The organism is Vibrio hepatarius (genome assembly GCF_001274785.1).
Lineage (GTDB): Bacteria > Pseudomonadota > Gammaproteobacteria > Enterobacterales > Vibrionaceae > Vibrio > Vibrio hepatarius.
Genome location: NZ_LHPI01000001.1, coordinates 1058494 through 1079877 on the forward strand (window position 1 = coordinate 1058494; position 21384 = coordinate 1079877).

The window sequence follows — 21384 nt, forward strand, 5'->3', positions numbered from 1 at the left end:
ATACGCTGTTTAAAATCAGCAATTGAAGAAGTGTTTTAGCCGGTGCAGCTATTCTGCGCAACAAATTTAGAGTGTAAGTCTATCCTAGCAACTTTGAACTCATAGCCCTTAAGAAAGTGGGAGCACCAAACATCGGATAAGCGTTTTATTATGCGATTTGTCAATGAGTTCTCATACTAACCACTTGAAAGACTGCTGTAAGAACTCGTCGGCATTTTCATGCACAATTTCGCCGTGAGCCATGACTAGTATTTGCGGGTTCCAAGACAACAACCTATTAAGGTGTTTCCGCGCGTCAGCTTTACCAAACATGAAGCTTAAACGCCAATCCAAAGGCATTTTCCCATTAGGGGCGAGTATACCAACACCTTTCACCACAACCCGTTGCCAGTAGTTAAAGTCCTGACCTGAAAAGTTCTCAACTAAGTCGGTAACAATTAAGGTACTTGAACTACTATGGTAAAACACACACTCTTCCATTAGCGGAGAACCAGAAAACAATTCTTGTTCAATGTCAGGTTCCCAAGCGTAACTCTGCGGGTTATTAAGAGAGGTATGAAAAGAGATATCGCGACGTTTTTTAATCACCTCATTGGTGCCATAAACTTCAGCGTCAGGATAAGCGGAAACCCATTCAGATAAGAACAAGTGGTGTAAATGGTTGGGAGCAATTAAATATTTAACCCACCCTAGACTGTTAACTTGCTCCGCAATTGAAGCTGATAACTTGATTGGACTGTGAACCCATAGATCTCCACTAGAAAGTCTCACAACCGTCATTCGAGTGGAATAAGGCAACCCTAAGAACTGAACAGGTTCACCATCAAATATCCATATTTCATTCGCTAATTTTTCCATGCTCCTCCAATCACTAACGTCCGCTTAAGTGGTGAAACGCTGCTTACTCGACTTAGGCTATTGTGTCGTAAACACTCAAGCCGATTAGAATCGAAAGTAATAAAGCGTTGAACTCCTATGAAGCCCTTTGGAGCTTTTAATACCGTCCCATACCGTGGAACATGCCACCAAACAATGCCATTAAAATACCAAAAATAACGCTTAGGATTATAAAGGCAGGGATCGAAGCAATAGCAAACTTAACCATAAAAACAACCATCGACATAAATGGCATTTTTACATCTACAACAGTAACTTCTTGTTTATCATTGTCTACAGACATATATATTTCCTTGTAGCTGACAATAAGCAACCAGTTTAATTAAGTTGAGATTTTATTTCTTTGAGATAGTTATAGTTTTCTTGAAAGCTAACAATTCCGAGTATTGGGAATCGTTCTTAAATGCTGTGTTATGCGTAATTTCCTGCTAATGGGCAGGATAATGCAATTCAATAAACTCAGACACATCAGGCCAGCTTCTAGTATGTATAAAGTGATCTGAACGATAGCTAATGTGTTTATACGGATAAGCGTAATTACTTGAATCAAGTTTAGACATAATCTGTTTTGACATTTCGTAGGAAGGCCATACAGTGTCATACCGTGCAGAAGTCAGCAATATCGCAGCACTGCTCTTCTCTACAGGGATCAAAAATCCTTCCACCAGTTCTTTATTATCTATGACGTTATACCAAGGTTTATAGTTGACTGAATACTTTAAACAAATATTGGCAATATCTTTCCCCTTCCATGTCCATGCTGATTGGCATGGATCAGTTTTAATTAGTTTTAAGATATCTTTTCTAGTCCGGTATCGGTCATAAGAGCTCCATACATATGCACTCGGTACACCGGCAACAACTAGGTCAATGATTGCGAATTTACTCGCTAGAATCAGGGCCAACTCACCACCACGACTTGTACCGTATACTGCAATAGAGTTTTTCTTTAACTCAGGTTGAGTTTGGACCCAATTAAATGCCTGTTCGAAGTATTCAAGCGGCACTCGCTTCAGTGATGTTGGTATACGCGATGATTGGCTCTCTTGATCAAAGTAAGTTAGTGAAAGAATCGCATAACCTTTACTTACCAACTCGTTTACACTCACTCGGACTACAGCATACTTCTCAACGAAATCACCACCTCCAGACCCACCTAAAATCATAATAACGGGTTGATTCATCCTACCTTCAGTGTAATAAAGTTCACCTACGATCGCTGAGTCATCGATAGGTCGTTGAGAAACCGCAGACGCACAAAATGAACATAAAAGTGTCGAAACTAAAATCACTGCTTTAGATAATCTCATGTTTCTCTCTTAGGCTATAAAGATGTCGACCTGCTAGATTGCCGCTTAACGTTTGGTTTATGGGGTGAGCAAAGTAATACCGATGACGATGAAGACAACCCTTAACCACTAAATCTAACGCATAGTAGTAATGGCACACGTGCCAAATCACTCTTAGGATGTTTGTTATGACGCAATTTCACGACTATTCCGGGCTGTACTTATTAAACAAGACGCAGCAAGTTACAAAGAAGGCTAAAATCAAAGTGATTTGCCACAAACCGTCACCATAGAAAGACATTTGATTATCAGACCAAACCCTTAAGGCGATATTGAAGAGTTCACCTTTCAGGCCAATAACGACAACCGCCGCTAGATAATATTTAGCAAACTCTATGATAAGAATTTTGGTGTTGGACAAGCAAGTATCTAGCATTTTAAGCGCCTGACATAGTTAAGCTTATCCCCTTAGAGTACCAAAGCATACCTGTACAAAAATCACTCAAACACCTTATTGCGATCAATCTCCATAGTGAGTAATAACGCCGCGTTAAGGGGCGATAACGCTATACCATCCAAACTTAAGTATTTGCCATAAACACTTACACTGAACTTTGAACCAATACCACCGAGCGTTGTGAATCCGTCTTAAATGCTTTGTTATACGCGTCTATTTGTAACCGCGATGGAAAGAAGGTAGGCGTGAGTGAAAGATATTAAGCCAATGATAAGCGGGACAACAAACGAAAATGAAAACACAAAAAGATAAAACCCCGACATAAACAGCTTATCAAGAAGACTCTCGCTGTGACTCCACCCAGCTTGATGCCCATCTGCAAACAAACTCAATGCGCCGAAATAGTATACGAAGTAAATTGCAAAAGACTTATGCCACGAATTTTCTTCAAGATCACGAACTGTATAGATAGATATTAGGACAGCCAAAACTATTCCCAAGACCAAATACATATAATCAGCCGGATATCTTGATGCTGTAGCTAGAAAGTCACCTAGCGAAATTAACCATATAATGGAAGAACCAACCACTAGGGTTACTAACGTGTTCTTAACTATCAATTCTCTCATGCCTCCACCTTCCGGGAGATAGTATGCAACATGAATATTTAGCACCGGAATAAGAAAACAAACTTAGCGAGATAGTTCATATTTTTTCCGTGAGAATATAACGCCTAGATATGGGATGAAGCACGCCATACCGAAGTTACAGAAAAGCACTTCACCAACGAAATCAACGTATACCAAAAATGCCACGTGTGCTGAATCTGCTTAAATTGTTTGTTATGCAGTTTTTCGGCATTGCTACATTGGCTAACGAAAACATTACCTTAAACACGAAAAACCACAAACGCGCAGATAGCTTTTTGTAATTCAAGAACCAACGGACTCAACATCTCCTAAAAAGGCAGCCACAAGCACGGAACGCTGCCTTAAAGCGAAGAATTGTCTTTTTCTTGCGAGAAACTTAACGAACCACAATGCCAGTAAATACAGGCTTCCATGAACTTGCCCTTTCCACACTTTACGCCCGAAAACTTTCCGCGCCCAAGAGCGATTTTTAATGAAGCCACTTCACGAACTTTGACATGTTTGACGATTTGAGAAATTTAAGAACTTGAGCCGAAAATGTTGGTTTGCCGAAACAGAAAACGAGTTGCTAAAGAGAACTAAATTGAAGAAATCTAAAGTTTTAGCCTTGTCGCATAACGCTGCATTAGAGTGCGAGCGACGCAATGACTAACTTACCGTATTGCGCCGCAAACGAAAAACTTACTCAAACAACTCAGCCACACGTTGCGAGTCGCTTTGAATGACTTGTTATGTTAGAGATTCAACGATGAATTTCTCAGTGGATACTCTTAAAGCACCTTTAATTAACAAAGTAACTCGCACTTCAATAGTTTTTCTTCTTTAAAATACAACAAAATTTATTTTTATATTACTTCTAAGTTTTTTACTTTTATTTTTCCTGACTTAATCAGCAAACTTCGCACTGCTACACATAAGCATACAAAGGCGATTACACCCATAGATATCGCTGCAAGATATTGTCCAAATAATTCCCCATCATTATACTCCACCACTTGTGCTTCCATAAAGTGTGAATAAGAAACACTCACCGCAATAATACAAGCAATTATAGCCACCATAGCTGTAGTAGTTAGAGTTGATTTAGTTACTTGTTTTTCTTCCATTTTTCCATCCTATTTAACATAGTAATATTAAAAAACCCATAAAATGTTACTTTATTACCCTATAAAGCATAACGTCCAATTCAGGGGAGATTAACGCAACACCGATGCCACCGCAAACCGCCTTAATCACTAAAATTAACGTATAGTAAAAATGCCACGCGTTGCGAATCACTCTTGAACAGTTTGTTATACAGCAACTCCAACCTAGTCTCTTCGTACGTCATTGAAGATTTCACAAGATAACTTATAGTTGTGCTGTCTCGCGATTTTCTGTGAAAAAAACAGTTGTGGTAATTCATAGATAACTAGCAATACGAGTATAAGAAATGCACTAGAATGACCTAGAATAAGGCCAATGATGCTTACAATTAACACTGCCAGCTCCAATGCAAATAGTGCATATTTGCCCATGTAACAGTGGTGAAAACCGCCAAGGAAGAACCAGTTCAACGTTGCGTAGGTGTCTGGATCCTTGTGTTTTTTTGATTGACGTTCATAGAATTCTTTTTTTTGGGTTTCAGGTAATGAATTTACCCGGCTTCTCAACAACTCTTCTTTTTGTTCTAACTGTTCAATCGGTTCAAATAAGCGCATTACGGTACCTCATCATATATTTTTTCAATGAGGTCAGGTTGATTGCACCGCTTAATTCTTGTCAAGCCAAGTTTCCAACCTTTTATCGCCCCATACTTTGCAATACATTGTTTGGTGTATTCAGAACAAGTAGGCTCAAAATTACATTCAATATTTAACAATTGCCTTGAACCACCGCTAACCTGATAGAGGTGGATCAATTTCAGAGAGATATACTTGAGCAAACTTATCGGCCAAGAGTAATAATCACAGCCTCGCGCTTCCAAAACAGCATAAAGCGCTTTTGCTCAACAACTTGAAAGACAACCTGCCAGCCATCTTGTACATATTTGTTCAGTTCTGCTTCCATTTTTTGCACAGGCAAACCACTTGCGCCTAGGAGGATTGTGCCACAGCCACCTTCAACAATGTGAACCACTTTATACTCTGTAAACTTTGTCATCTTTATAACCAACTAATTTCATAAAAACGGGATATTACAATAAGCAATAAAATGCATCAAGATGAATATTGTGACATTTGCTGTATAACGCCGCATTAAGGTACGAGCAACGCGGACATTCAACCTAACGCTTTGTGCTGTAAGCACTTAAGCTGAATCAATGCCACGCGTGCTGAATCACTCTAAATTTATTGTTAGTAGTTTTATTCATAGCTCTCACAATCCTTCGGTATATCTATATATGTTTCCTTTGCCTTCCAATCCTGAGCCTTGCGATCAAAGTAAAGTGCATACGTTGAAACACTATTATATGTGCCTGAAGTTATATGATTACCCACAGATATGATATTTGGCTCTGAAATAGTAAAAAACCAAACATCTTCACCTGAAACTAACTCAAGACGACTATCAGAAACAAATGAAGCCCCCTCTATAGAAAAGAATTGTTTAGGATAACTTTCACAATAATACTTAAGACGCTGGCCATAAGAACTGTAGATGGTTCTCATGTTGAACTTCTCATATAAGTCTTGAGTTGTTACCTGCTCTGCTCCAATAGAGCTATAAGCAATCGATGCAAAAACGCCACTAAAGATGAATTTCATGCATAAACTCCAAACGCAACGTTAAGTAATGAGCAACGCTGACAACTTAATCAAACACAGCACCGCAATCAACAAACCAATTGAAACCGAAAACACCGAGCCTCGCGAATCACTGTTAAATGATTTGTTATGGCACATTTGCTTCTATTAGCTTCAATGCCAAAGCAGCCTCACTGCGGACAGCACGATAAATTTTGACATGGCTCCATTCAGACGCAGATAGAATTGAACGTAAAGTGAATTCGTCAGATTTACTAATGCCCTTACCTAGAATTACGCAGTCTATTGCGGCGCTCATGAAACTTTGAAAACTATTCATCTCTGAAACTACACGCACCTCGTTTTCGTATTTCCAACTTTCATGCTTTATAGTCAGTGCAGCTTCAAGCAACGCCTGCCCCAGCATACAATGGTTAGCAAAAACATGGACACTGTTGAATCTTGATTTGGATTGCAGATCTTCGAGGATCTTTTTAAATGTGAGCTCGCTCTCATACGGTACTTCCATAACCCAAATTGTCCAGTCAAAACCACAAAAATAATAAGTTATGTCTTCATTGAAACCAATACAGATACCGGTATGAGATTACGCATAATGCGACCACATTAAAATATCATTGGGCTTTCTGCTGAGGCTGTAAATACCATAATTTTGCAGCTGTTTTTTAGCGTAGGATTCATGTAAATCAAAATCATCTCTGGATGGAGTAGCACCCAACTTTCTCAATTCTGCATGAAACTACTTGGAAGTAACTGAGCGTCGAACGGATCGTTGAGTTGGCTTGAAGTAGGTAAGTAAATCTGTTTGTTTAGAGATATCGCAAGAGTGTACTTCGAGATACCTCTATATTTAAACCAAAGGTTATCCAAAATAAACTCCCGTGGTTTTGTGTCATAACGCCGCATTAAGGGGTGAACAACGCATTACACCCAAACTAAACCAAGTGCCGTAAACACTAAAGCTTATTCAAACCAAAACTGCCAAGCGTTGTGGAATCCTCTTGAATGCTTTGTTAATTGACAAATCTAAAGCTTTGATTTGAAGTTGATTGCCGCTTTGCCAATACTTACACGTTGAAAAACTAAAATCAGGCGCAGACTCAAAGCGTCTATCACCGAAACCACTTGGAACATACAGCGACGCAGAAAACGAGCTAACAACACCAAAAAGCCCTTTTGGAAAAACAGTGTTACAGAGCTGACTTTCAATAATTAAATCAGTTTATGAAATAGAAAATCCAACCACACAAGAAACCAAAGCAAGATTTTCACAAACCCGAATGATTCAAAATTGAAATCCGGTGCCCAAGCAAGAACACACTGACTTTAACCCTAAACACTCTGCTTTATCTGCGAAACCTCCGCATAACACCTTAATCCCTGAAACCAGCGTATAGATAGTAAAGAATCACTCTTGAACAATTTGCTATGTTGATATTACGCTACTATCCAACTTCCCACAGCTACCGCACACAACTTTGCCTTTCTTAATACTACTTGAGCAATTTGGACATGAACGCTCTGGCAGTCTGGGATCATAGTAAGTATCAAACTTCTTAAACTCATTAGGAGTACGGTTAGTCTTCGCTGGCTTGTTGTTACGGTTCCATTTTAACAATACCAAATTCAATCCAAAGGCAATTAAATATGATACAAAAGAAAAGCCAAAATCATAACTTTCAGGCACAAATATTTTATAACCATTGGAGGTTAATATGACGTCTTCGCTGCTAAAACCATAATTCCTCGCTTCGTAAATGGCAGAAAAATAGTCGCCATTATCGATCATGCCATACATAGATGTCTGCGCTTTACCATAGAAGGGTAATTGTACGCCAATCAATAGGTGAGCAATAATGGCACAACTCAACAAAGCGAGGGAAAACTTTAATGTAAAAGCACGATATTTTTTAATGTATAAACAAGTAATAACTACAATGTTAATTGCGGCTATAACATAACGACCACCACTCTGTATAAAATCAATATTTAGCAGATCAGCTACTTTCTTAAAAACAAAAAGTGAGCTTGGCAAATCCATCATTAACGCGATGACTGGCTGGATAAGAACAAATGCGACAAAAATTAAAGAAAAATTATTAATTTTTTTAAAATTATCTTGATTCACATGAACCTCGATTGCTTTGCATTAATTATTTAGATAAGCAAGAGTTATCGCAATAAAGGATAAGCTCAACGCCGTACTAGCGATTGAAAATCATACACTACCAGAAAATCGGTAACAAGCATAACGCCGCATTAAGGCGTGAACAACGCAATACACAACGGCTACCGCATTGCGCCTTAAACACAAGATTCGACGCAAACCAAAAATGCCACGCGTTGTGAATCGCGCTTAAATGCTTTGTTATACGCCCAACGCTGAAGCTACGATTTTAAGCCAAGCCCCACTTTGTAAGCACGATTTTTTATGTGTATTGATGCACTTTTGTGAGACTAAGACATTCAGCGATTTTTGATTGAAGCGCACTTGAAACACACAACACCAAAGAAAACAGAACTTCAGCAAGCACGTAAGCTTTTGGGCAGACTACTTGATAGAGCTGAGTTTCAACAAACACTACCGCGTCGAATTTGAGCCTGAAGACTTCGGGGACATTACCTGATGATTTAACGAAAACACAAGGAAATACAAAGCGAAGAACTACAAGAAAAGGTGACTTTGGCACAAGGAATAATCAGCAAGAGTCACTCTGCGTATAACGCCGCATTAAGTGGTGAACAACGCAGACCACCAAACTTAAACCATTGTGCCGTAAACACTAAAGCCGATTCAAACCAAAACTGCCAAGCGTTGTGAATCCCTCTTGAATGCTTTGTTAGTTGCCAAACCTAACACTTTGATTTGATGTTAATTGCCGCTTTACCAACACTAGCTTTACGTGTTTTAAGAAACTCAAATCAGGCGCAGTTTCAAAGCGCCTGTCACTGAAACCACTTGGAACATACAACGCCGTAGAAAACTGGCTAACAACACCAAAAAGCTCCTTAGGACAGACAATGTTACACAGCTAACTTTCAACATATAAATCGGTTTCTGAAACAGAAAAACTAAACCGTACAAGAAACCAAAGCACGATTTTCACAAACCCAATTAGCTAGAAATTGAAATACGAAAACCTAGCCAAAAACACACGGACATTAACCCTAAACATTCTGCTTTAGGCACGTTTTTCCTCGTTGGCAACTAACGCCGCATTAAGGGGTGAACAACGCATTCCACCCGAACTAACCCATTGTGCCGTAAACACTTAAGCTAATTCAAACCAAAACTGCCAAGCATTGTGAATCCCTCTTGAATGCTTTGTTAGTTGCCAAACCTAAAGCTTTGATTTGAAGTGTATTACCGCTTTGCCAACACTTGCTTTACGTATGTTGGAAAACTCAAATCAGGCGTAGTTTCAAAGCGTTTGTCACTGAAACCACTTGGAACACGCAACGCCGTAGAAAACGGACTGACAACACCGAAAAGCTTATTTGAGAAGACAATATTACAAATCTGACTTTCAACAAGTAAATCGGTTTCTGAAACAGAAAATCCAACCAAAAAAGAAACCAGAGAGCGATTTTCACAAACCCGAACGATTCAAAATTGAAGTACGAAAAACCACCAAAAACACACTGACTTTAACTCTAAACATTCTGCATTAGCTGCGTTTTCCTCGTTGGCAACTAACGCCCAATTAAGGGGTTAACAACGCCTCCACCCAACCTAACGCATAGTGCCATAAACACTAAATTTGAAGTAGAAGCACAAGTGCCAAGCGTTGTGAATCCCTCTTAAATTGCTTGTTAGCATTACATCGACAACCTGAACTTTTCAATAATCCCAGCTAATACATTTGAAGGTTCACCAGAGGCTGCTTTTTCTAACAGCATAGCTTCTACATCTGAATCAGTTAAAACTACTATCATCTTTTGTGCGGTGACCCATTGCTCTCTGATAGTAAGCAACGACGATTTATCTGCTCCATTTCTTGTGACTAGGATTCCAAACATACCTGCCCCATGTGGTTTCAAATAGTTTGCCATTTGTAGCACATGTGTTTTCTTAATTGGTTTTGTGTGATTCTTAGCATCAACAACTAAATATTCTGCTTGGTATTTATCACGTAAATACTGCCAGAAGCCAGTATCACTATAGTTGGGAATAATCCAATCTCTTCGATTTGCTTCCTCTAAATCAGGTGATTCAGAAATAGGTTTATTGAGTGGTGGGCAAAACAAATGCTCTAGTATTTCGCCAACTAGCTTCTGGTATAAACTCCAAGACTTAATGCCAACGTCACAGTTCCTTAGTTTGTTTACTAATATCTCTTCTTGAGATATGGAACCATGACTATCAAGTAATCCGTAAAAATAGCCAAATTTATCGTCACCCACTTCATCTATTTCAGTTCTGAATAGTTTAGCAATATGCCTTGCATCCCATACAACAATATTGTGTTTTTTAAGCCGAGTGGTCTGCTCTGAAGACAAGATTCCCGGAAATGCAAGTACATAGTAATCAAAGTCTGTTTCCAACCTATATGACTCAATCTCTTTAATGACACTTGTTAAATTAGAGGTAACAAAAGAAGCGACGCTTTTACAAACAAAAAACAACGACCTGTTGTTGTTTTTGGCCGTTATATCTGCTTCAAATACGTGACTTCCATCAAATCTATGGTCTTCTACGATATCGTAATAGTCCTTGGACTTAGTCAATAGTTGCAATAGGTAATTACTGAACTCTACTCCAGTAAATTTAGGTCGCGCATTACATGCAGGGCAAATAACAATTAAGTTATCAAATTCAAAGTTTTGACCAAAATACGACCCTTTGGGCTTAATATGATCAATATTTCCATAAGTGTTTGACTTAAGTTCAAGCCCACAATATGCACATCTATAATTATCAATTCTCATTATATTCAATCTATCTTTAACAGAATGCCACAGCCCTGTAATGCTAACGCCCTGTTAAGGTGTGAGCAACGCAAGACCGAAGCTTCCGCATACCACCTTAAACACTGAACCCAACGCATAGTGAAAATGCCACGCGTTGCGAATCACTCTTAAACAGTTTGTTAGCCATCTTTAAAGGCGATGACACCTAGCTTGAAATTCTGTGGACAGTATTCTTTCACCACATTCCTTAGATTTTACGTAAGCGTCATCAGAAATTAAAAATGTACCTTTTAATTTTGTCGTAACCACCCCTTGCAACCAAACATAATACGGTCTTAGATTATTTGCTACTTGCTCAACTGTAGTTTGACTACCAGTTTCTTTCATAACAAATACCAAGGTAAAGGACACATTGGACTCATCTGCATATTTGAAAGCATGTGTGAGTGCGCCAATAAACGCTTTTCTATCTGACTTTGTTTCACTTTCAAGCACAATTTGAATCGTGCCACTAGCATCCTTTATTGAGATATCTGGTCGATAATTGCCTATTACAGATATGTTTTGACCATTACTTGAGATTTCATGACCTAAAGGCAGTTTATGCGAAAAACTTTTAAACTCAGAATCTTTCAAAGCTTCGAACTCCATATCGACTGATGGCTAACGCCGCGTTAAGTGGTGAGCAACGCATACCCCTACATTTAAAGTATTGTGCCGTAAACACCAAAGATGAAGCAAACCGAAAATGCCGAGCGTTGGGAATCCGTCTTAAACGTCTTGTTATACCGCTTGGTTGAGGCTAAAATGACCAACATAAAGACCACTTAAGAGACCTAATATATGACCACTAGAATTTTAGCCGATGTTGCTGCAAGCATTACTGAGTTGAAAGCTAATCCTATGAAAGTTGCAACTAGTGCTTACGGCGAACCTGTTGCTGTACTAAACCGAAATGAGCCAGCATTTTATTGTGTACCTGCCGAAGCGTACGAAATGATGATGGACAGACTCGAAGATCTTGAACTACTAGCTATCGCTAAAGAGCGTGAGTCTGAAGAGAGCATTTCGGTAAATATTGATGACCTATAAACTCGACTTTAAAAAGAGCGCACTCAAAGAGTGGAAAAAGCTTGGCTCTACTCTGCAACAACAATTTAAGAAAAAGCTAATCGAGCGCTTAGATAACCCACATGTCCCGGCTTCAAAGCTTTCTGGAGCTGACAACATGTATAAAATTAAGCTGCGTCAATCGGGCTACCGTCTCGTCTACAAAGTTGAAGACGATGTCATCATTGTAACCGTCTTAGCTGTCGGGAAACGCGAACGTAGCGATGTTTACCGTAACGCTATGAAAAGGTTAGATGATTGATTGCGGTATAACGCCGCGTTAAGGCGTGACGTGATGCGTGCCATACTGTGAGCGAAGCGAAACTGGCACGCGTTGCGGAATCGCTCTTGAACGCCTTGTTAGTTGCTACTGCGTAAACATTTCGTAGATAGGAAACGCGACCAACACGAATATTATAAATGATGACAAGCTATACAAAACCCCGTGAAAAGTCCCACCACCACCTTTACTGAATGCTAAGTGTTTTGCGATTGCGCATTCGTAAGTATTTGCTACTTTTCTGTAGGCTAGGAAGTACCAAAGTGATACCAACGGCCAGACAATAAATAACAGCGCGCGCCCATTATCCTTACCTGTAAAAGCAGATGAGACAAAGGGCAACAACAAACAAAGCAGATAAATCGTAGCCATTTTTCTTAGCTTACTTGTTCTATCGTTATCGTTCATAAACTCCTAAATGCAACTAACGCCCAATTAAGTAGTGAGTAACGCACTGACCAAGCCGTTGCAAACCACTTAAAATACAAAAACCAACGCATAGTAAATTCGCCAAGCGTTACGAATCTGCTTGAATTGTTTGTTAGGTGTTTTTGCCAAGCTCTAATATCCCAATGAAAACAAGCGTCAAAACATAGAAAACACCAAATCCAATTATGGGGCCTACTACGTAAGAAATGTTTTCTATCGTCGCTTTTTTCGGCTCATACCTAGCAAATGCACTCCAAAACACATAACCAACTCCGGTTATTGCTGCGTAACAAACGTAAATAAAGCTGAGAACAACTAAAGCTAAGACCCAATTGCTTTTTGTTTCCCAGTACGCAGCTCCTATTGCAGCGGTAAGCGTTACCCACTCGAGCCACTTGAACCAACTCTCAATGTGTTTTTGTTGAAAAAACCAATCAAAAAACTTTTTCATAGTTGAGTTTTCCCTAAAACACCTAACGCCCTGCTAAGTGGCTGCCAACCTGCCACCAAACTTAAATAAACCACCGTAAACACCAAACCTAACCAGAAGTAAAACCGCCGCGCGTTGGCAGTCCGTCTTAAGCAGTTTGTTAGGAATGCTTATTTCATGCGCCTTTGCTGATTTGGAATGCAGTGGTTGACCTATAAAACACCAATGCTGAGTGCACCGCAACAGCCACTGAAGTTTAATAACAAGCGCTTCACTAAATTTGCGGTGGTTCACCAAAACCAACGTGCGCCGAATTTAAAAACACCGAACCACAGAGCTTTTTGGAACAAGCGGTTTCTGACGACTATTTTGGCCGTTCAGACTCAAATACGGTGAACCACTGAACTCGAAATTTAGCCACAAAACGGCGCTTTCACATGAAGATGCTCGATCCACACAGACGCGAAAGTAACTTCAACCGATGGACTTGAAGTGGCTTAGCGCAGAACTACCAAGCCTGCAATCTTAAAAGCAACCTAACGCCGCGTTAAGGTGCGAGCAACGCAATAAAAATGCTCCTGCAAAGCACCGTAATCACACAACCCAACGCAAATCAAAAATGCCACGCGTTGTGAGTCACTCTTAAACGCTTTGTTAGCTGGTTATTTTTGACGATGCCTTACTAACAACCCAAAGATATAATATCGCTAGAAGGTCCACTTGCAAGAAGCCATGCTCACTTTGGGTTGAGAGTTCAAACAAAGAGCCGCCAAGATTAAATGATGCTGAGAACCAATTGTATGTGTCACTTACCCAGTCCAACGCTAAGAATACACCGCCTAATCCGTAATAATTGAAATAGAAATGACCAGCGCCAAAAGAAAAAACTTGAAGGCCTAGGTTAACAAACGACAACAGGTAACCTTTAGGAAGGCGCTTGATTAGCGTTATCCCCGCAATACCATTTAGCAATACTATAAAAATTGACATACCAATCTTAGCCATTGTTAAAGTCGGCAGAGAAAGAACCAACATAACAATAGCAATTAATGCAACCAATACTTGGCTGACACCTACGAAAGTTAAAGCTCTACTCCACTTTAACTTCTGAGCCAATTCTTGCTCTTGATAAAACGCATCTATTTCTTCTTGCCTGAGGGCAATTTGCTCAGTCAAATTCTTATAGTTCTCGGGATATGCGTCAGCATCGATAGTAGATAAAGCCTCCAATAGGGACTTTGCATTGTAGTTCTTATAATTAACTTCCATATTATGCCTTTAATGTAATGCTGCCTATGCCAGCTAACGCCCAATTAAGGGGTGAGCAACGCTACCACCCAACCTAAAGCATTGTACCGTAACCACTAAAATTGAAGTAGAAGCAAAAGTGCCAAGCGTTGGGAATCCCTCTTAAATTGTTTGTTAGGCGAATTGCTCAAGTTTTTCGGATTCTGGCACTTGTTTGTTCAAGGTAGCCAACTTCGACAATGCAATTTGATATTGCCCGTTGCTGGGTAGAGGTTTGCCTGAAAACAGCTCCCAAATACGTGAGCCACTGCCGTTATAGAATTCTTCAAATGTCCCGTCTGGGAGGATCTTAATTACTATTGCATGCTCTGGACAACTTCTAAAAGCGACACGAGTAGATTGAGTTGCCTTGATTTCAACCTTAGCTCCTGATGGACTGAGTGCGTCAAAACCTTTATTAGAAGCAGTCAATAGTTCAAGCCTATAAGCGTCAGCTACCAGACATTCTCCCAGACTACCAACCATGTGACCGTCAGGAGTAAAGTGTCTACCAGGAAACATATTTTCTAGTTCTGATACAGTCTGGTACAAGCCTTTAACTAGGCTTTGAAATTTCTCGTGATCCAATTTAATACCTCTTTTCGCCTAACGCCCTGTTAAGGGGTGACCAACGCCACCACCTTACTTAAAATAGCACCGTAAACACGTTTACCAAATTTAACACCAAACCGCCAAGCGTTGGGAATCCCTCTTGAACAGTTTGTTAGTTGCCAAGCCCAAGGCAGTGACTTGAAGTTTACTGGACTTTGCCAACGCCCATATTTCGTATCTTGAGATACTTAGATCAGGCGCAGTTTCAAAGCGCCTGTCACTGAAACCACTTGGAATTTACAACGCCGTAGAAAACGGAATTTGAACACCAAACAAACCTTTTGGAACGATAATGCAGCAGAGCAGGCTTTCAACAAGCTAATCAGCTTCTGAAACAGAAAACCCAAATCGCGCAAGGAACCAAAGCACGATTTTCACAACACCTAATAACTAGAAATTGAAATACGAAAACCTAGCCAAAAACACACGGACATTGGCCCTAAACATTCTGCTTTAGGTACATTTTTCCTCGTTGGCAACTAACGCCCAATTAAGGGGTGAACAACGCCTCCACCCAACCTAAAGCATTGTGCCATAAACACTAATTTTGAAGTAGAAGCAAAAATGCCAAGCGTTGTGAATCCCTCTTAAATTGATTGTTATACGTTACTTTCAAAGAAGTCGCTCCAAGCCTCAACCTGAACTTTCAATAACTCTAATATTTCAACATCTGTACCATCGATATCGACCAAATAACTATAGTGACTAAAAGCCCCCATAGCAGCAACTTCACTGCCCATATGGAGACTTCCCATAACCGCAGTGACATTGCGTTTAGACTGATAATTCGCTTTCTTTTTGAAGTGTTTAGCCCCATTACAAAGCTGACGGATAGTCATTTGGTAAGGGTTGACTTTACAGGGCTCCTTAAACTCGCTTAATACTTCCTTGAAATCACGCGATACTTCATCTTGGAAAGGGTTGAAGCGAGCAAAGCACGAGACTTTACGCTCGAAATCCCCTTCTTTGAACGCCCATTCAAAAAGGTGATTCAATCCAACTACTAAGTTAAAGGCATGATATTCGCACTCTGGGTTCGACTTGCAAGCCGTCAGTAAGGAAAGCTCAAACTTACACTTATCTAATAAGTCTCTTGATTCAGTTAATGTTAGAAAACTCATAACCAACTCCGTTACGTATAACGCCCAATTAAGGGGTGAGCAACGCAACCACCGAACCTAAAGCATTGTGCCATAAACACTAAATTTGAAGTAGAAGCAAAAATGCCAAGCGTTGTGAATCCCTCTTAAATTGTTTGTTATATGCACAGAATTTCCACTTGTTTGATGGCGTCAGAGAATACTTTATGACACTTAAAATCGGGCTGACTGCCTACTTTATGCCAGAAGAAATTGAATTCATGCCCGCCGTCGTCTTGAGTAAAGAAACTCCAATTATTCGGTAATTGTTGCTCTATTTCACAAAGCACGAAGTGCCACAAATGATTTTGAAAACCGCTTTCCCAACTACCTAGGTAGCGAGTTCTTGATACGCTAGATAACCCTGATTCTTCTTTCAGCTCTCTCAAGGCGGCACTTTCAATAGAAATATCCGACTGTTCTAATGTGCCTTTAACCAACTGAACTTCAGCTAATGGATGTTCAAACAGCAGTAACTCGCGATTGTTTCCTGATTTTCTAAGCACTATAGGGCAGACTTTGACTTCCCTCTTTCGGATTCTTTCTTCCACTGAACTCTCCCGTGCATATAACGCCCTGTTAAGTGGCTGCCAACTTACCACAAAACCTAAATAAACCACCGTAATCACTTAACCTAACCAGAAACAAAAGTGCCTCGCGTTGGCAGTCCGTCTTGAACAGTTTGTTATGTGATGTGTGGATTTCAAGCTGAACTTTCACGAACTTAAAGCTGAATTGGTTTATGTCGTAATGCGATTTCTATTACTTCCTCGACTGTAGGAGCATAATCCGACAAACCCATTTTTCTAGCATTATAGTTTTCAGGGTAGAAAAACAAGTTTGCAGCATCGGGATGACTGAATTGCTTATTGAACTCGTTGTACAAGTAAGAGCTTTCTTCTTCACTTTCAGCATTTAGAAACCTGTTCGCTAACTCTATCAATTGCTCTTTACTTAGTTTCCCAATATTCAAATTAACCTCCTTTAGTCACATAACGCCGCATTAAGGGGTGAACAACGCCACCACCTAACCTAAACCATTGTGCCGTAAACACTAAAGCCAATTCAAACCAAAACTGCCAAGCGTTGTGAATCCCTCTTAAATGCTTTGTTAGTTGCCAAGCCTAAAGCTTTGATTTGAAGTTGATTGCCGCTTTGCCAACACTGTTTTTACGTGCTTTGAAAAACTCAAATCAGGCGTAGTTTCAAAGCGCCTGTCACTGAAACCACTTGGGACACAAAGCGCAGTAGAAAACGGATTAACAACACCAAAAAGCGCCTTTGGACAAACAATGTTACAGAGCTAACTTTCAACATATAAACCGATTTCTGAAACGGAAAATCCAACCACAAAAGAAACCTGAGAACGATTTTCACAAACCCGAGCGATTCAAAATTGAAGTACGAAACCCCACCAAAAACACACTGATTTTAACTCTAAACATTCTGCTTTAGCTGCGTTTTTCTCGTTGGCAACTAACGCCGCGTTAAGTAGTGAGCAACGCCACCACGAAACTTAACCATACCACCGTAAACACAAAACCCAACGATGGAATGAAAAATGCCAAGCGTTGGGAATCTGTCTTAAACGCTTTGTTAGGCTTTTTGTTACCACAATCGCTTTTTCTCTAACGTAGTGCCCGTTAATAGCTTGTAGGAATCATTTAAGTACCCATAATAATCAGCTTCTTCTTCAGACAAGCCACATAAGAAGCCTTTTGTGATTTCAGGTGTAGGTGCAAGATCTTCGCCGCTGAGGTAGTCTAAAAGTGTATCTCGATAGTGATTTAATTCTCTAGTTTTAGTATACGTTGCACTGATCGCTTCAAATAATTTTTCATCAAGTTCAGCTATCGAGACTAAAAGCTTTTCATAGACAGAGAAGTCGAACCGGAATATTCCCGACCCAGAGTGCCCATCTTCAAGTTCGGCATGATAATGCTCCAAACCATTCCGAGCGATAATCAATGAGTATTCAACTTCTTTTTGTTCATCTGTATACTCTTTAATCTCTTTTAGTACATTGAAAACCGTCAAAAGAGCCCAATGATTCCGTTCTAGTTCTTCTGCTAGTAGTAACTTGATTGCTCTAGTTTTCCTTTGTTTTTCACGATATTTTTTAACAAGATCAACGCATTCTCTTAGAATAAAGAGTGATATAGCTACCACAACTGTTACTGGTAGCAATGTACCTATCTTATGTAGCCAATCCATTCATGTACTCCTCAATCATGAATATTAACGATGGAAAGCCTAACGCCGCGTTAAGGGGTGAACAACGCGATGCCACCCAACTTAAGCCATTGTGCCATAAACACAAAAGCTAAGCTTTGAAACAAAACTGCCAAGCGTTGAGAATCCCTCTTAAACGCTTTGTTATGTACGTACTTTTATAAACGTACTTTTTGACCTTTGAGAGAATAAAAGATAGGGAGACCAAACACATAAGGTAAACAAGCTACGCACCACTTCTTGCGTTGTTTCAGAGTCAAACACTTCCATTTCTGGTAACACTATAGATACAAGATACGCATCTATCAGGATAAAGGCCGTAGAGGTTATGGCCAACCCAAGATACCACTTAGGAAATACCGACCTTTTCGTAAAAAATAGGTAAGCCAAATAAATTCCCAAGAATGCAAACAGTAGATTACCCACTATTTCTCCGATTATGATAGGTCCCCAAAGCGGTGAGTAGATCTCACTATCATAAGTCGTAAGCACCTCCCACGTTCCATCAATAAAAATTGAAGGATAAGTAACACCCACAAAATACAACAATCTAACAGGTGCGATGACAACACCAATAGCGATAAGGATTAGCCAACCACCAATTTTTAGTGGCTCATTTCTTTCAGATACTTCCGTTGTTTCCATACTTTACTCCTAAGTACATAACGCCGCGTTAAGTAGTGAGCAACGCAGCCACCTAACCTAAACCATTACACCTTAAACACAAAGCTCAATTTAAACTGAGAATGCCACGCGTTGTGAATCTGCCTTAAACGCTTTGTTATAAATACTATTTCGTAAATTCTGGAAATATGCGCTCGACTTCGTGCCTTAAGGGAGCGAAAAAGAACTTTTGCCCCAGTAAAACTAAACATTCAACCTCTGGGTCTAATAGTTTAAATATTTTTCCGGTCGGACTATCCGCTAACTCATGTGAACCTATGATTGGCGACGGGAAAAAAGACCCTGCCATTTGAGTGAGTAAGTATGTGTCCATTTTTTCATCGAAGTGCTCCCAGGCATTTCTAAGTTCGCGATTTGCTAAAGGTGAGTCATCTGTAAGCTTGTACAGATTCTTCAAGTATTCACCTCTCTGCATTCTCAACGCTCTTTGCTGTTTGTCTTTCTTACGCCCAGATGGTGAAGGCCAAAAATATCTTGATAATGCCCCAACGTGAAGAATAGCTTCCTGTACCTCACTAATTAGTGTTGAAGCGTCATTTGTTTGGGTAAGTAGATAGTCATATTGTTTGAAGGCGGCGATAGCTCTTTCGGCAGAATATCTTACAGAGTATGTATAAAACAAATTATGCATTGGCTGTACCCCACCACACTCAAGTGTAATAGCTGCTCTTCGCTCCAGTTCTTCATTATCAATTTCTACCACAATTCTTCCTCGTATTTATAACGCCCGCTTAAGTGGTGAGCAACACTACCACGACACTCAATTATTGCACCGAAAACACAAAAGCCGATTCAAACCAAAACCGCCGAGCGTTGCGAATCCGTCTTGAAGCGTTTGTTATATTAATTTAGTTCCGCTTGGACTTGAGACCAAAATTGATTGGCCACTTCAATGAATTGTGCTCGATTTTGGTCCAAATAAGACAGGTAGTCTCTGTCATTTATATTTGTATCGATGGCACTAACGATTAAGTCTTGAGTTAATTTTTCAATGACTAACTTAATGTCAGTATCCGTATCTAACATTAAAATTAACCGACTTCGTAGAGAGTACGCTTGCATTTGAAGAAGGTCGAATTGACCTTTCTCGAAACTATGATTGTTGAAGCAAGATTTTATATGAGTACAAACACCTATAAATTCTGATGCGGTCTCTCTAAACTCTTTTAGCCATTCGTAACGAAGCTCCGATAGCTTTGCTCGGTTCTGAGATTCTTGGTTCTTACGAGTTATGTAAACAACAGCAGCAGAAGTGAAAATGCTGCCAATACCAATAAGAGCAGTAATGATTATAGATGGATAGTGCGGGCTAATTGAAACAAGAAATTCAGATGCAGTGGGATCAATTGGAGCATTCGCAATTACTACTCTATCTATTAAATTTGCCATAAATACCTAACTCAAAAAATTAATATAACGCCGTATTAAGGTGTGAGCAACGCTACCACTAAACCTAACGATACCACCGTAAACACTAAACCCAACGATGGAATGAAAAATGCCAAGCGTTGGGAATCACTCTTAAATGCTTTGTTAGGCAAACGCGTTATCGAAAGTTTTTGAGTACTTTGTATTTAACACTATGGTTATTTGCCTCAATAATCTCTACTTGAGCACCTTTATACCCGATTACTTTTGATGAATTTAAGTCATATTCAACATCATTTGTAAACGCAGCTCGTGCTTGACCATTGCTAAATTCGCGATAGCTAATATTGATTTTATTACCAACTTTACCGGAATAGAGTAGTGTCTGTTGAAAAGATAGCATGTCGTTCGTTGTATGCTTGATATTTTTAAACTCAGCAGATGTACACACCGTGCCTCCTAAAGTAGAAACGCCACAAATTTCTCGGGTTTTCTGATCTACGTACATGCCACCATAAGGGTCTGCTAATGCGCTTGCTTGAACCATACCGTATTGTGTCGGTGTATAGAAAATTTTATTTTGGCTGTGTCCTATTTGCGTATAAATGCCCGGAGAAAAAGTGTAACCACCGAGCACACCTACGGAGGTGCTGTGCTTCAAAGATATCGCATTCACTGTGGTTTGCTTTCCTTTCGCTAGCATTTCATCACCCACATAAGCTACAGCCTCAACACCAATCGGCGGGTGATCAATAAGTGTTTCTTCAACACCTCCACCATTATGTTTTAGTGAAGTACAGCCAGATAAAACGCTAAAGCTAGCTAAAACCAGCAGAATATTTCGCATAAATTTGCCCTTTAT

Annotated in this window: 26 protein-coding genes; 2 read left to right on the plus strand and 24 right to left on the minus strand. The window is 39.8% G+C overall.

Going from position 1 to position 21384, the window contains the following annotated elements:
- Window positions 1-171: 171 nt before the first annotated feature.
- From AKJ31_RS04735 to AKJ31_RS04800, 12 genes are all read right to left on the minus strand, one after another.
- Complete coding sequence (locus AKJ31_RS04735; RefSeq protein WP_053407924.1) at window positions 172-858, minus strand: DUF4336 domain-containing protein; 687 nt, start codon at window positions 856-858, stop codon at window positions 172-174.
- A 136-nt stretch (window positions 859-994) separates the two neighbouring features.
- Complete coding sequence (locus AKJ31_RS04740) at window positions 995-1180, minus strand: hypothetical protein (protein ID WP_053407925.1); 186 nt, start codon at window positions 1178-1180, stop codon at window positions 995-997.
- Between the two features lie 145 nt (window positions 1181-1325).
- Window positions 1326-2207, minus strand: a complete 882-nt coding sequence (locus AKJ31_RS04745) for an acyl-CoA thioester hydrolase/BAAT C-terminal domain-containing protein (RefSeq protein ID WP_053407926.1) — start codon at window positions 2205-2207, stop codon at window positions 1326-1328.
- A 1931-nt stretch (window positions 2208-4138) separates the two neighbouring features.
- A complete protein-coding gene (locus AKJ31_RS04760) occupies window positions 4139-4399 on the minus strand; it encodes a hypothetical protein (protein ID WP_053407929.1) in 261 nt (86 codons plus the stop codon).
- Window positions 4400-4603: 204 nt separating this feature from the next.
- Entirely contained in the window at window positions 4604-4993 is a 390-nt protein-coding gene (locus AKJ31_RS04765; RefSeq protein WP_053407930.1) for a hypothetical protein, read from the minus strand.
- Window positions 4993-5259 (minus strand): membrane protein insertion efficiency factor YidD, encoded by a 267-nt coding sequence (yidD, locus tag AKJ31_RS22460; RefSeq protein WP_342665528.1) that lies wholly within the window; start codon window positions 5257-5259, stop codon window positions 4993-4995. Before yidD ends, AKJ31_RS04765 begins: the two co-directional genes overlap by 1 nt.
- Entirely contained in the window at window positions 5220-5435 is a 216-nt protein-coding gene (locus AKJ31_RS04770; RefSeq protein ID WP_010450692.1) for a DUF4177 domain-containing protein, read from the minus strand. Before AKJ31_RS04770 ends, yidD begins: the two co-directional genes overlap by 40 nt.
- Window positions 5436-5638: 203 nt before the next feature.
- Complete coding sequence (locus tag AKJ31_RS04775) at window positions 5639-6040, minus strand: hypothetical protein (protein WP_053407931.1); 402 nt, start codon at window positions 6038-6040, stop codon at window positions 5639-5641.
- Window positions 6041-6167: 127 nt separating this feature from the next.
- Window positions 6168-6614, minus strand: coding sequence for a DUF2971 domain-containing protein (locus AKJ31_RS23395; protein ID WP_342665530.1), 447 nt, complete (start codon window positions 6612-6614; stop codon window positions 6168-6170).
- Window positions 6615-7466: 852 nt separating this feature from the next.
- The gene (locus tag AKJ31_RS04790; RefSeq protein ID WP_053407933.1) at window positions 7467-8168 is read right to left on the minus strand and encodes a hypothetical protein; all 702 of its coding nucleotides are present in this window, start codon (window positions 8166-8168) and stop codon (window positions 7467-7469) included.
- Window positions 8169-9859: 1691 nt separating this feature from the next.
- Window positions 9860-10969: an HNH endonuclease gene (locus tag AKJ31_RS04795; RefSeq protein ID WP_053407934.1), complete on the minus strand. Its 1110-nt coding sequence runs from the start codon at window positions 10967-10969 to the stop codon at window positions 9860-9862.
- A gap of 171 nt (window positions 10970-11140) precedes the next feature.
- A complete protein-coding gene (locus AKJ31_RS04800; RefSeq protein ID WP_157052310.1) occupies window positions 11141-11587 on the minus strand; it encodes a hypothetical protein in 447 nt (148 codons plus the stop codon).
- Window positions 11588-11794: 207 nt separating this feature from the next.
- Here AKJ31_RS04800 and AKJ31_RS04805 point away from each other — a divergent pair, with 207 nt between their 5' ends.
- Together AKJ31_RS04805 and AKJ31_RS04810 are read left to right on the plus strand one after the other, a co-directional pair.
- Window positions 11795-12043, plus strand: a complete 249-nt coding sequence (locus AKJ31_RS04805; protein ID WP_005377003.1) for a type II toxin-antitoxin system Phd/YefM family antitoxin — start codon at window positions 11795-11797, stop codon at window positions 12041-12043.
- A complete protein-coding gene (locus AKJ31_RS04810; RefSeq protein ID WP_053407936.1) occupies window positions 12033-12323 on the plus strand; it encodes a type II toxin-antitoxin system RelE family toxin in 291 nt (96 codons plus the stop codon). Before AKJ31_RS04805 ends, AKJ31_RS04810 begins: the two co-directional genes overlap by 11 nt.
- 105 nt (window positions 12324-12428) lie before the next feature.
- On the opposite strand, the gene AKJ31_RS04815 is transcribed toward AKJ31_RS04810, so the two are convergent.
- From AKJ31_RS04815 to AKJ31_RS23350, 12 genes are all read right to left on the minus strand, one after another.
- A complete protein-coding gene (locus AKJ31_RS04815; protein ID WP_053407937.1) occupies window positions 12429-12749 on the minus strand; it encodes a hypothetical protein in 321 nt (106 codons plus the stop codon).
- A 133-nt stretch (window positions 12750-12882) separates the two neighbouring features.
- On the minus strand, window positions 12883-13221 hold the full coding sequence (locus tag AKJ31_RS04820; protein ID WP_053407938.1) for a hypothetical protein: 339 nt from the start codon (window positions 13219-13221) through the stop codon (window positions 12883-12885).
- 633 nt (window positions 13222-13854) lie between these two features.
- Complete coding sequence (locus AKJ31_RS04830; RefSeq protein WP_053407940.1) at window positions 13855-14469, minus strand: hypothetical protein; 615 nt, start codon at window positions 14467-14469, stop codon at window positions 13855-13857.
- A 153-nt stretch (window positions 14470-14622) separates the two neighbouring features.
- Window positions 14623-15075: a DUF6998 domain-containing protein gene (locus tag AKJ31_RS04835; RefSeq protein ID WP_000349471.1), complete on the minus strand. Its 453-nt coding sequence runs from the start codon at window positions 15073-15075 to the stop codon at window positions 14623-14625.
- 623 nt (window positions 15076-15698) lie between these two features.
- Window positions 15699-16220 carry a hypothetical protein gene (locus AKJ31_RS04840; RefSeq protein ID WP_053407941.1) on the minus strand — a complete coding sequence of 174 codons (522 nt, stop codon included), beginning with the start codon at window positions 16218-16220 and terminating at the stop codon, window positions 15699-15701.
- A gap of 137 nt (window positions 16221-16357) precedes the next feature.
- The gene (locus tag AKJ31_RS04845; protein WP_025579966.1) at window positions 16358-16789 is read right to left on the minus strand and encodes an NUDIX hydrolase; all 432 of its coding nucleotides are present in this window, start codon (window positions 16787-16789) and stop codon (window positions 16358-16360) included.
- Window positions 16790-16962: 173 nt separating this feature from the next.
- Window positions 16963-17211: a bacteriocin immunity protein gene (locus AKJ31_RS04850; protein ID WP_211263032.1), complete on the minus strand. Its 249-nt coding sequence runs from the start codon at window positions 17209-17211 to the stop codon at window positions 16963-16965.
- Window positions 17212-17846: 635 nt separating this feature from the next.
- On the minus strand, window positions 17847-18452 hold the full coding sequence (locus tag AKJ31_RS04855; protein WP_053407942.1) for a hypothetical protein: 606 nt from the start codon (window positions 18450-18452) through the stop codon (window positions 17847-17849).
- Between the two features lie 162 nt (window positions 18453-18614).
- Window positions 18615-19115: a DUF2569 domain-containing protein gene (locus AKJ31_RS04860; protein WP_053407943.1), complete on the minus strand. Its 501-nt coding sequence runs from the start codon at window positions 19113-19115 to the stop codon at window positions 18615-18617.
- Window positions 19116-19260: 145 nt separating this feature from the next.
- Window positions 19261-19857, minus strand: coding sequence for a hypothetical protein (locus AKJ31_RS04865; protein WP_053407944.1), 597 nt, complete (start codon window positions 19855-19857; stop codon window positions 19261-19263).
- Between the two features lie 140 nt (window positions 19858-19997).
- Window positions 19998-20543 (minus strand): hypothetical protein, encoded by a 546-nt coding sequence (locus tag AKJ31_RS04870; protein ID WP_053407945.1) that lies wholly within the window; start codon window positions 20541-20543, stop codon window positions 19998-20000.
- 157 nt (window positions 20544-20700) lie between these two features.
- Window positions 20701-21369, minus strand: a complete 669-nt coding sequence (locus AKJ31_RS23350) for a hypothetical protein (RefSeq protein ID WP_053407946.1) — start codon at window positions 21367-21369, stop codon at window positions 20701-20703.
- Window positions 21370-21384 lie beyond the last annotated feature (15 nt).

What these genes read in the sequence shown, in the direction of transcription:
- AKJ31_RS04815 (WP_053407937.1), bottom strand. Translation starts at nt 12,749, where the DNA reads ATGAACGATAACGATAGAACAAGTAAGCTAAGAAAAATGGCTACGATT.
- AKJ31_RS04855 (WP_053407942.1), bottom strand. Translation starts at nt 18,452, where the DNA reads ATGGATTGGCTACATAAGATAGGTACATTGCTACCAGTAACAGTTGTG.
- AKJ31_RS04740 (WP_053407925.1), bottom strand. Translation starts at nt 1,180, where the DNA reads ATGTCTGTAGACAATGATAAACAAGAAGTTACTGTTGTAGATGTAAAA.
- AKJ31_RS04795 (WP_053407934.1), bottom strand. Translation starts at nt 10,969, where the DNA reads ATGAGAATTGATAATTATAGATGTGCATATTGTGGGCTTGAACTTAAG.
- AKJ31_RS23350 (WP_053407946.1), bottom strand. Translation starts at nt 21,369, where the DNA reads ATGCGAAATATTCTGCTGGTTTTAGCTAGCTTTAGCGTTTTATCTGGC.
- AKJ31_RS04810 (WP_053407936.1), top strand. Translation starts at nt 12,033, where the DNA reads ATGACCTATAAACTCGACTTTAAAAAGAGCGCACTCAAAGAGTGGAAA.
- AKJ31_RS04745 (WP_053407926.1), bottom strand. Translation starts at nt 2,207, where the DNA reads ATGAGATTATCTAAAGCAGTGATTTTAGTTTCGACACTTTTATGTTCA.
- AKJ31_RS04860 (WP_053407943.1), bottom strand. Translation starts at nt 19,115, where the DNA reads ATGGAAACAACGGAAGTATCTGAAAGAAATGAGCCACTAAAAATTGGT.
- AKJ31_RS04775 (WP_053407931.1), bottom strand. Translation starts at nt 6,040, where the DNA reads ATGAAATTCATCTTTAGTGGCGTTTTTGCATCGATTGCTTATAGCTCT.
- AKJ31_RS04830 (WP_053407940.1), bottom strand. Translation starts at nt 14,469, where the DNA reads ATGGAAGTTAATTATAAGAACTACAATGCAAAGTCCCTATTGGAGGCT.
- AKJ31_RS04765 (WP_053407930.1), bottom strand. Translation starts at nt 4,993, where the DNA reads ATGCGCTTATTTGAACCGATTGAACAGTTAGAACAAAAAGAAGAGTTG.
- AKJ31_RS04820 (WP_053407938.1), bottom strand. Translation starts at nt 13,221, where the DNA reads ATGAAAAAGTTTTTTGATTGGTTTTTTCAACAAAAACACATTGAGAGT.
- AKJ31_RS04770 (WP_010450692.1), bottom strand. Translation starts at nt 5,435, where the DNA reads ATGACAAAGTTTACAGAGTATAAAGTGGTTCACATTGTTGAAGGTGGC.
- AKJ31_RS04840 (WP_053407941.1), bottom strand. Translation starts at nt 16,220, where the DNA reads ATGAGTTTTCTAACATTAACTGAATCAAGAGACTTATTAGATAAGTGT.
- AKJ31_RS04870 (WP_053407945.1), bottom strand. Translation starts at nt 20,543, where the DNA reads ATGGCAAATTTAATAGATAGAGTAGTAATTGCGAATGCTCCAATTGAT.
- AKJ31_RS04760 (WP_053407929.1), bottom strand. Translation starts at nt 4,399, where the DNA reads ATGGAAGAAAAACAAGTAACTAAATCAACTCTAACTACTACAGCTATG.
- AKJ31_RS04805 (WP_005377003.1), top strand. Translation starts at nt 11,795, where the DNA reads ATGACCACTAGAATTTTAGCCGATGTTGCTGCAAGCATTACTGAGTTG.
- AKJ31_RS04735 (WP_053407924.1), bottom strand. Translation starts at nt 858, where the DNA reads ATGGAAAAATTAGCGAATGAAATATGGATATTTGATGGTGAACCTGTT.